Origin of the sequence: Thermophagus sp. OGC60D27 (assembly GCF_052400625.1) — a bacterium.
Taxonomy (GTDB): domain Bacteria; phylum Bacteroidota; class Bacteroidia; order Bacteroidales; family Marinilabiliaceae; genus Thermophagus.
Window position 1 is genome coordinate 306,476 of record NZ_JBQTGH010000005.1, and the last position, 7,609, is coordinate 314,084.

Sequence of the window (7,609 nt, forward strand, 5' to 3'; positions counted from 1 at the left end):
AACCTTATCCCGACACCAGGTATAACCTTATCCCGACATCTGGTATAACCTTTCCCGACACCTGGTATAACCTTATCCCGACACCTGGTATAACCTTATCCCGACATCTGGTATAACCTTATCCCAACATCTGGTATAACCTTATCTCAACATCTGGTATAACCTTATCCCGACATCTGGTATAACCTTATCCCAACATCTGGTATAACCTTATCCCAACATCTGGTATAACCTTTCCCGATAACTGGTATAAGCTTATACCGACATTTAACAGGGGATAAAACGCGGAAGCGCAAAGCTGCAAAGGGAGTGAAGGGGTGGTTTTTAATTGGAGGTTGTATTAAATTTTGTACTTAAACTGGCTATGTAGTAATCACCAGGACCATGTGATTATAATGAACGATATCGTGTGATAGGAATCACACGTCTGCGTGATTTGTAATTCATGCATAACTTAAAAAATGGCTTTGCAATCCGTATAAATAAATCAAAAGAAAAAGAATTAAACAGGACAAACACCTGAAGAATTTCGATTTCAACTGACTTGAACGGCACACAACAATTAAGCTGTCGATCAAAGGTAGCGCCTGCGACTACAATCACCCCACAAAAACATAATTCACAAGTACTTGCGTATAAATAAATTTAATATATTTGTATTTATAAAAACATGAATTGATGCCTGTAAAGCCCCAAATAATCCTCTCTTTAGCGCAACACCGGAAGATGGGTGTTATTCCATGTAAGCTAACAATCTCTTGCAAATATAAAAAGCACTTTAGACCAAATTACAGAACATAAACAACTCAACAACTGACAATTAAACAAATATCGACATAATAGATATAAACACAATATGCATTTACACATACGTTGTGGGGCATACGCAACATAGTACAAACCGAAATCTAATAATATGCATTTTTTTTACATAGATGAAACAGGATGTGATGGTCGTTCATTAACGAATCGACAAGAACCGATATTTGTGCTTGGTGGACTTATTTTAAGAGATGAAGGATGGAATAAAACACATATTGAGTTTGAGAAAATTATTACTCGGTATTTTAACGGAACTATTCCAGACCACTTTGAATTTCACACTCAAGACTTATTTTCTCCTAATGGGAGTGGTTTTTTTGAGGGGCACACTCGTGAAAACCGTAATAGATTAATAAATCAAATACTTGATTTGGTTGCGACACGAAAACATCAATATTATTATTTTGCAGTCGATAAAGCGAAACTTAATGCTTATGAAACTAATCAGGTTCGTGAGCGAGAGTATTTTGATTTAAAAACACCGTACTTAATTGCTTATGACTATTTGATAACATCTTATGAAAAATATACTAAGGAAAAGCTTGGTAAAAGTGCTAGAGCAATGGTGATAATTGATGAGAAAGACGCATTTATAGAAGAAATTGAAGCTGTTACAAGATTTCGAAGATTTAACGGTGCTGTTGGAAAGCGGACGAAATGGATAGTGGAATTTAGTTTTGCAGTAGATTCTGAGAAGAATACTATGATTCAAATTTCGGATTTATTGCTTTTCTTGACCAGAAAGTATCTCGAAATTGAAAATGGTTATAAAGAGACATTGAATAGTGAGATAAAAAACATTTTTCGTGACTTCTATAGAAAAGTGAATGCTAGATTAATCTATAAAAAAGTTCAAGAAGAAAGTGGTCGAAATTCTTCATATTACAATGACTTTATAAAAGAGATTAGTTCTACTCCAAGTGCAAGGTGGAATTCAAAGACATACTAATGATAAAGTACGACCCCACAACAATGTGTATAATTCATAAGGGTTTCAGAGGTTTTCGAGCGTTATCACCCGCATTAATTTTGAGTGGTAACTTGATAGGTTTGAAGTCCGCAATCCCTTACGAAATCATACACTCAACGTTGTGCGGCATTAAAAATTAACTAAATGACATTTCAGGAATTATATACAAAATCAGTTGTTCAAACCATAAAGGAAAAAGCAAATGAGAAGAAGAACCAAATATTTGTAATTCTTGGCCAGACTGATTTAATACAAGACACTTGGTTAAATGACAATCTAACTGATTCAGAATCTTTTGTAAAAAATGGGACTGAACAAGTGTTTGACAAAAGTTGGTTTGCTCGGATTTTTGCGCAGTTAAATATTGAAAAGGATTTACACCTACTCTCCTATGCTCAATTCAGTTATCTCATTTACTATATTGACAATTCCTTCTTTAAAGAACGAGTAGTAGTCATTCGAGACAATCTAAGGCTACTTTATCCAATTCGTAAAAATGAGTACTTGGAAAGTAGCCAAAATGAAAACATAGAAGAAAGACCTGATGCTTTACCGATTTATCAATCAGAACAAATTCAAGTTGACGATCAGTATTTCTACTCTGTGAAGCTTCCTGATGATAGTTATGCTTCAATTGACTTGTTTAAACAACAAAGCAAACTTCAACACGCTTCTGATGAAAATTTTGATACAATTGACATAAGTTCAGACAACTTGGCTCTTGACTTATTTATAAATCAATGCATTAGGGATGATGATTTTAGTAAAAAGGCGCTTGTCAAAATTTATCCAAAACAGCCAATATCGGATCTTCTTTTAGATTCTGTTTCTAAAACCAATTTCATACTAAATCAATTTGGCGGTCAACTAATTGAGCTTAAAGAAGAAACGATTCAGGAAGATTTTACTCCTTCTGAAAGAACTAGTTCACTTTTAAAGAAATTTTGGGGTGCCAATGCAGAATTTAGGTCATTAAGAGTTTATAAGAATCCAGACCTAGGAAATCAAATAACCGAGATTTCACAAGGATTAATTGTTGAGACAATCATTAACGAATATGAAAACTCGCTACAAGGAGAAAAAACGAGAGACTTGTTCCTGACAGCACCAACAGGTGCGGGTAAATCACTATTATTTCAATTACCGGCATTTTACGTTTCTGCTAAAGGCGACATTACCATTGTTGTCTCTCCTCTAATTGCTTTGATGAAGGATCAGGTAAATGCAATAATTACAGAGCGCCATTTTGAAAAGATTGCATACCTCAATAGTGAACTTAGTCTAATTGATAGGGAAAAAATCATTGAGAACTGCCACAATGGAGAAATTGATATCTTATACATGTCTCCAGAATTATTAATGTCTTATGATATTTCACACTTTATTGGAGACAGGAAATTAGGCTTGTTGGTGGTTGACGAAGCTCACCTAATTACTACTTGGGGGAGAGACTTTAGAGTCGACTATTGGTTTTTAGGAAATCATGTTAGGAAGATTAGAAAGTATCATAAAATGTCATTTCCTATGGTAGCTGTCACCGCTACCGCGATCTACGGTGGCGCAAATGATATGGTTTTCGACAGTATAGATAGTTTAGTTATGCGTAACCCACATGTCTTTGTTGGACAAGTCAAAAGACAAGACATAACGTTTGCAGTAAACAATTACGATCGTTTTGAACGAAACTATGAAAGAAGCAAGCTAAACCAGACGGTAGACTTTATCAAGCGAATCCATGAAACGGGGTTAAAGACTCTCGTTTACGCACCCTACACAAAACACATTCGGCAAATTATTGATCAACTGAGAAGCGATCAATTGGATATTGCTGCGGGTTATTATGGGAGTCTATCACCTGAGCAAAAAGAACTTGCTTTCAGAGAGTTTAAAAGCGGTACTAAGAAAATCATGATCTCTACCAAAGCGTTTGGTATGGGAGTAGATATTTCAGATATAGAATTGGTTTACCACCATGCACCTTCGGGTCTACTCCCTGACTATGTACAAGAAATTGGAAGAGTTGCCCGAAAAACAGATATACAAGGATTTGCAGCACTAAACTATTCAAGTCAAGACCAACGTTTTACCAAAGCACTTCATGGAATGTCGGCATTACGTCAATTCCAAATCAAAGAAGTGCTTAAAAAAATACATAAGGCTTACATTAAAAATAATAAGAGCCGTAACCTTTTATTATCAGTTGATGATTTCGGTCACATTTTTGAAAATGCACTTGACTTAGACCAGAAAGTCTTGACTGCTCTGATGATGATTGAAAAAGACTACTTAGCAAAATATCGTTTCAATATCCTTATTGCGCGACCCAAAAAACTTTTTGTAAAAGTTTTCGCAAGAGTCTCAGATCAGGACTTAGAAAGATTCAAAAATGCTTATCCAAACACTTCAAACTTTATAGCTTCTTTAGGGAATGGAAATAATATAATTGAAGTTAACTTAGATGAGCTTTGGTATAAGAACTTCAACGATAAAAGTTTTCCTCTTGTAAAAAGAGCTTTTTATACGGGTTATCTGTTTAAGCAAAATGATTTTGAACTTGTACCGCAGCTCAAAATATCTTTTGAAAGACTTGAATCCTTTAAATCTTTGTACGATACATTGAATCAACTTTTTGATCATGTAAAGGCTGTCTTTAATCAGTTTGACGGTTCTTTCTTCAACCAATTAGAATTCATTGAAAAGCTTGTGCCATTCCTACAGGACAGAATGAAAGCAGAAAAAATTGGTAAATTCATTTTATCCTCATATTCAGGTCGTTTAATTCAGCCGGGTGTTATTGAGCCTAATGCTTTTCTTCAACAACGTAGGGGAATTGATGGCTATAAGTATCGAGTCTTTAATACTCAGTACTTAGCCAGTTTTACTGCCTTACTCAAGCGTCTAAACAACTTATTCAGCAACACAGACGAGTATATAGTCAACAGATTTGTTACTAATAAAGAATCTAATTCAATCAATTATGTTCGACTAGGTTACTTCCTTGAAATGCTTGAATTAGGAACATTTGAAATTAAAGGCGGTGAAAACCCAATGGTTTTCATACGTATAAATGATCCGTTGAGAATTGAACGAGATTCTAATTCTTCAAGTTATAGCAATACTCTTTTATCTAAAACACTTGAAAGACACCATTTAAGTAATCAAATTTTTGATCACTTCTTTTTGCGTTCGTTCAATAATAATGAAAGATGGAATTTTATAGAAGACTTTTTTCTAGGAGCTGACGTTGACACCTTATTGGAAAATCACAAAGGTGGAGATGCTAATGATTTGAATATTGTAGAGTATCTTAAGGAAAATTCAACCCCAATAAATTCTGAACCAAACCAATTAGATGATAAAACCAACGTTCACATTTTTCAACCAGATCCAAATTCATTTTATAAAGGAAATAGTCTGCTGACATTAAAAAATGAATCAGAAGAAAGGACTATGAAAGTCTCTAAATGGCTAACAGAAGATGTAGTCTTATTTCACCAAACATATAAGAGATTAGATTTAAAAATTGATAAAGAAATTTTTAAAATGATGGTTTCTAAACTTAAAGCAAACCATTTTGACTATTTTAAAAAGACTCTTGGGTTAAATATGAGAATCGAATTTAAAGGTTATGAAGGTTTGGTAAAAGCCTCCGTGCCGTATCAAAACGATCCTATTAAATTTTACAAATGGTGGATTAAAAATTCTGACCAAGTTCATTTAAGTTTTAAGGACAAGATTGAATTATTGAACAAAATCAATCTAAATAAACCAGAAATATTGACAAGTGAACATAAACGATTGATAAATAAATAACGACCGCACAACAATGGGTATAAAACATAGGGCGGACAGTGGTTTCCGCAAGTTTCAGGTTCTTAGCAAGCTTTGTTTCGGGTGGACAGGTAAGAGCTTCGGAATGCCCTACGTTTCATACCCGAGACCGTTACAGGGCATTAAAAAAAGATACTGCATATGGATAAAATACTGACAATATTAATTTTTCTAACCGTTTCTTTAAATTGCTTTTCGACAGAGCAATTATCTGATTTACTAATCATTGAAAAGGATACATTTTATCTAAAATCATTTCCTCTTGAAAAGCTCGAATTTGAAAAGTCCCCATTTTCGTATGGAGAATTTAACTTTCCTCATACAGGATGTTGGAGAGGGTACTGTGCTACATGGAAAATTATTGACAACAAACTTGCATTGATAGAAGTTGAAAAAATTGACTCGACAAACCAAAAGTTAGATATCGTTGATTTCTTTAATCAAAACAATTATTCACCAAAATTTGTAGACGGATATATTTATGCAGATTGGTTTAACTCAAAACTTTTGATTTATTCATCACCGAATTATTACAGATATGCAGGATTATACCTTGAGGAGGAATACGAATGGACAAAGAATAAGAATAATGTTCAATTGATATTTGAGAAAGGAATATTAAAGGAAAACAATATAGTTGAATTTGACTCATACAAAACTGGAGACAAGTTAAGCTATAATTTTTCGCATTTTCCTCCTGGACTGATTAAAAAAGAATCTGTGAACCTGAAGGCAACAATAATAGAAGTGAAAAAGGATATGGTTTTAATTAGAATGGATTCTTACGATACTGAAAAGAAAAAAGAAATAGTGCAGATTAGAAAGTTTTTCGGAAATATGGTGGACACAGATACGACATTAATTAACCCGAGATATTGGAAAAAGGAACAATAACGCCCTGTAACAATGTATAAAAAACATAAGTGGCTCAGTGGTTTATGGAAATTTTGCTCACTTAATCAGCTCCGCCAAATCTGCGATTTGACGGTCTGTTTTAAAAAGCTAAATTTGTGTCTAATCGCAAATTTGGCTCAGTGTAACTTGACAGGTAAGTGCTTCGAAATCACTTACGTTTCTTATACTAAACGTTACCAATAATTTAAAAATGACCAGACTACTAAATATTAAACCGTCTAAAATGCTGCTAATTCATTTTGCAGTAATGACTCTTTCCATTTTTACTTTTATAATATGGGCAAGACTCGTTCCAGAGAATTTAATATCATTTGGATTTACGTTTATTATTATTGGATTTGTGGGTGGTTACTTATTCTGGTTATACCTAATCTTGACTTAAAAAATGGTTTGAAAAGCGACTTAAAAAAATCCAAGATTCTTCTGATGACCATACTAGCAGGCTATGTTGTATTTGTTTTAATATTTATGCTCGACTTTGACAAAGAAAATAATAACATCCCGTTAGTTATTAGGATTTTAATAGCTCCAATATTGACATATGCATTATTTGAGACAGCAATCACAATAACAAAAAAATTTAAGTATTATGACAAAAATACACAGCCAAATCTTTGGGATTATTTTGTTACGATGTTCATGTTAAGCTTTTATCCATTTGGACTGCTAATGATGCACTCTCACTTACGTTTGATTTTAAGAGACCATTATATTATTGATATTTAGACTTTGAAACAATGATTAAGAAAACAGAAAAAACTATTGGTAATATATAGGAGTATGAGCGGTCGGCACGACCCAGCGATTACCCCAGGTTGAACTACATCCCGGTAGAACTACAACTGATTATTATGGACCTACAGTCGTTTTTTTATATTTTTGGGAAGAATGCTCCTACTTGCATTGTGCTTTATAGAACCTTTGGGGTATCAAAAAAGTAAGCTTATTGTAACTCAACAATTAAAAATCAGACTTCTTCTGGCTTAAAACCTATCTTTTAGGCAATACAATACCCAACCTCATAATTATGAAGTTTTTAAGGGAGGTGTTTTGTTGGTTACAACAACTTAG

3 protein-coding genes are annotated in these 7,609 nt (G+C 33.7%); all 3 read left to right on the forward strand.

Annotation, left to right across the window (positions count from 1 at the left end):
- The first annotated feature begins 916 nt into the window (after window positions 1–916).
- The 3 genes from ACT29H_RS08365 to ACT29H_RS08375 all read left to right on the forward strand — a co-directional run bounded on the left by ACT29H_RS08365 (window position 917) and on the right by ACT29H_RS08375 (window position 6,517).
- Window positions 917–1,771, forward strand: a complete 855-nt coding sequence (locus ACT29H_RS08365) for a DUF3800 domain-containing protein (RefSeq protein WP_444821169.1) — start codon at window positions 917–919, stop codon at window positions 1,769–1,771.
- Window positions 1,772–1,936: 165 nt separating this feature from the next.
- Complete coding sequence (locus ACT29H_RS08370; protein WP_444821170.1) at window positions 1,937–5,605, forward strand: helicase-related protein; 3,669 nt, start codon at window positions 1,937–1,939, stop codon at window positions 5,603–5,605.
- Window positions 5,606–5,764: 159 nt separating this feature from the next.
- Complete coding sequence (locus ACT29H_RS08375) at window positions 5,765–6,517, forward strand: hypothetical protein (protein WP_444821171.1); 753 nt, start codon at window positions 5,765–5,767, stop codon at window positions 6,515–6,517.
- Window positions 6,518–7,609 lie beyond the last annotated feature (1,092 nt).

What these genes read in the sequence shown, in the direction of transcription:
- ACT29H_RS08365 (WP_444821169.1), top strand. Translation starts at nt 917, where the DNA reads ATGCATTTTTTTTACATAGATGAAACAGGATGTGATGGTCGTTCATTA.
- ACT29H_RS08370 (WP_444821170.1), top strand. Translation starts at nt 1,937, where the DNA reads ATGACATTTCAGGAATTATATACAAAATCAGTTGTTCAAACCATAAAG.
- ACT29H_RS08375 (WP_444821171.1), top strand. Translation starts at nt 5,765, where the DNA reads ATGGATAAAATACTGACAATATTAATTTTTCTAACCGTTTCTTTAAAT.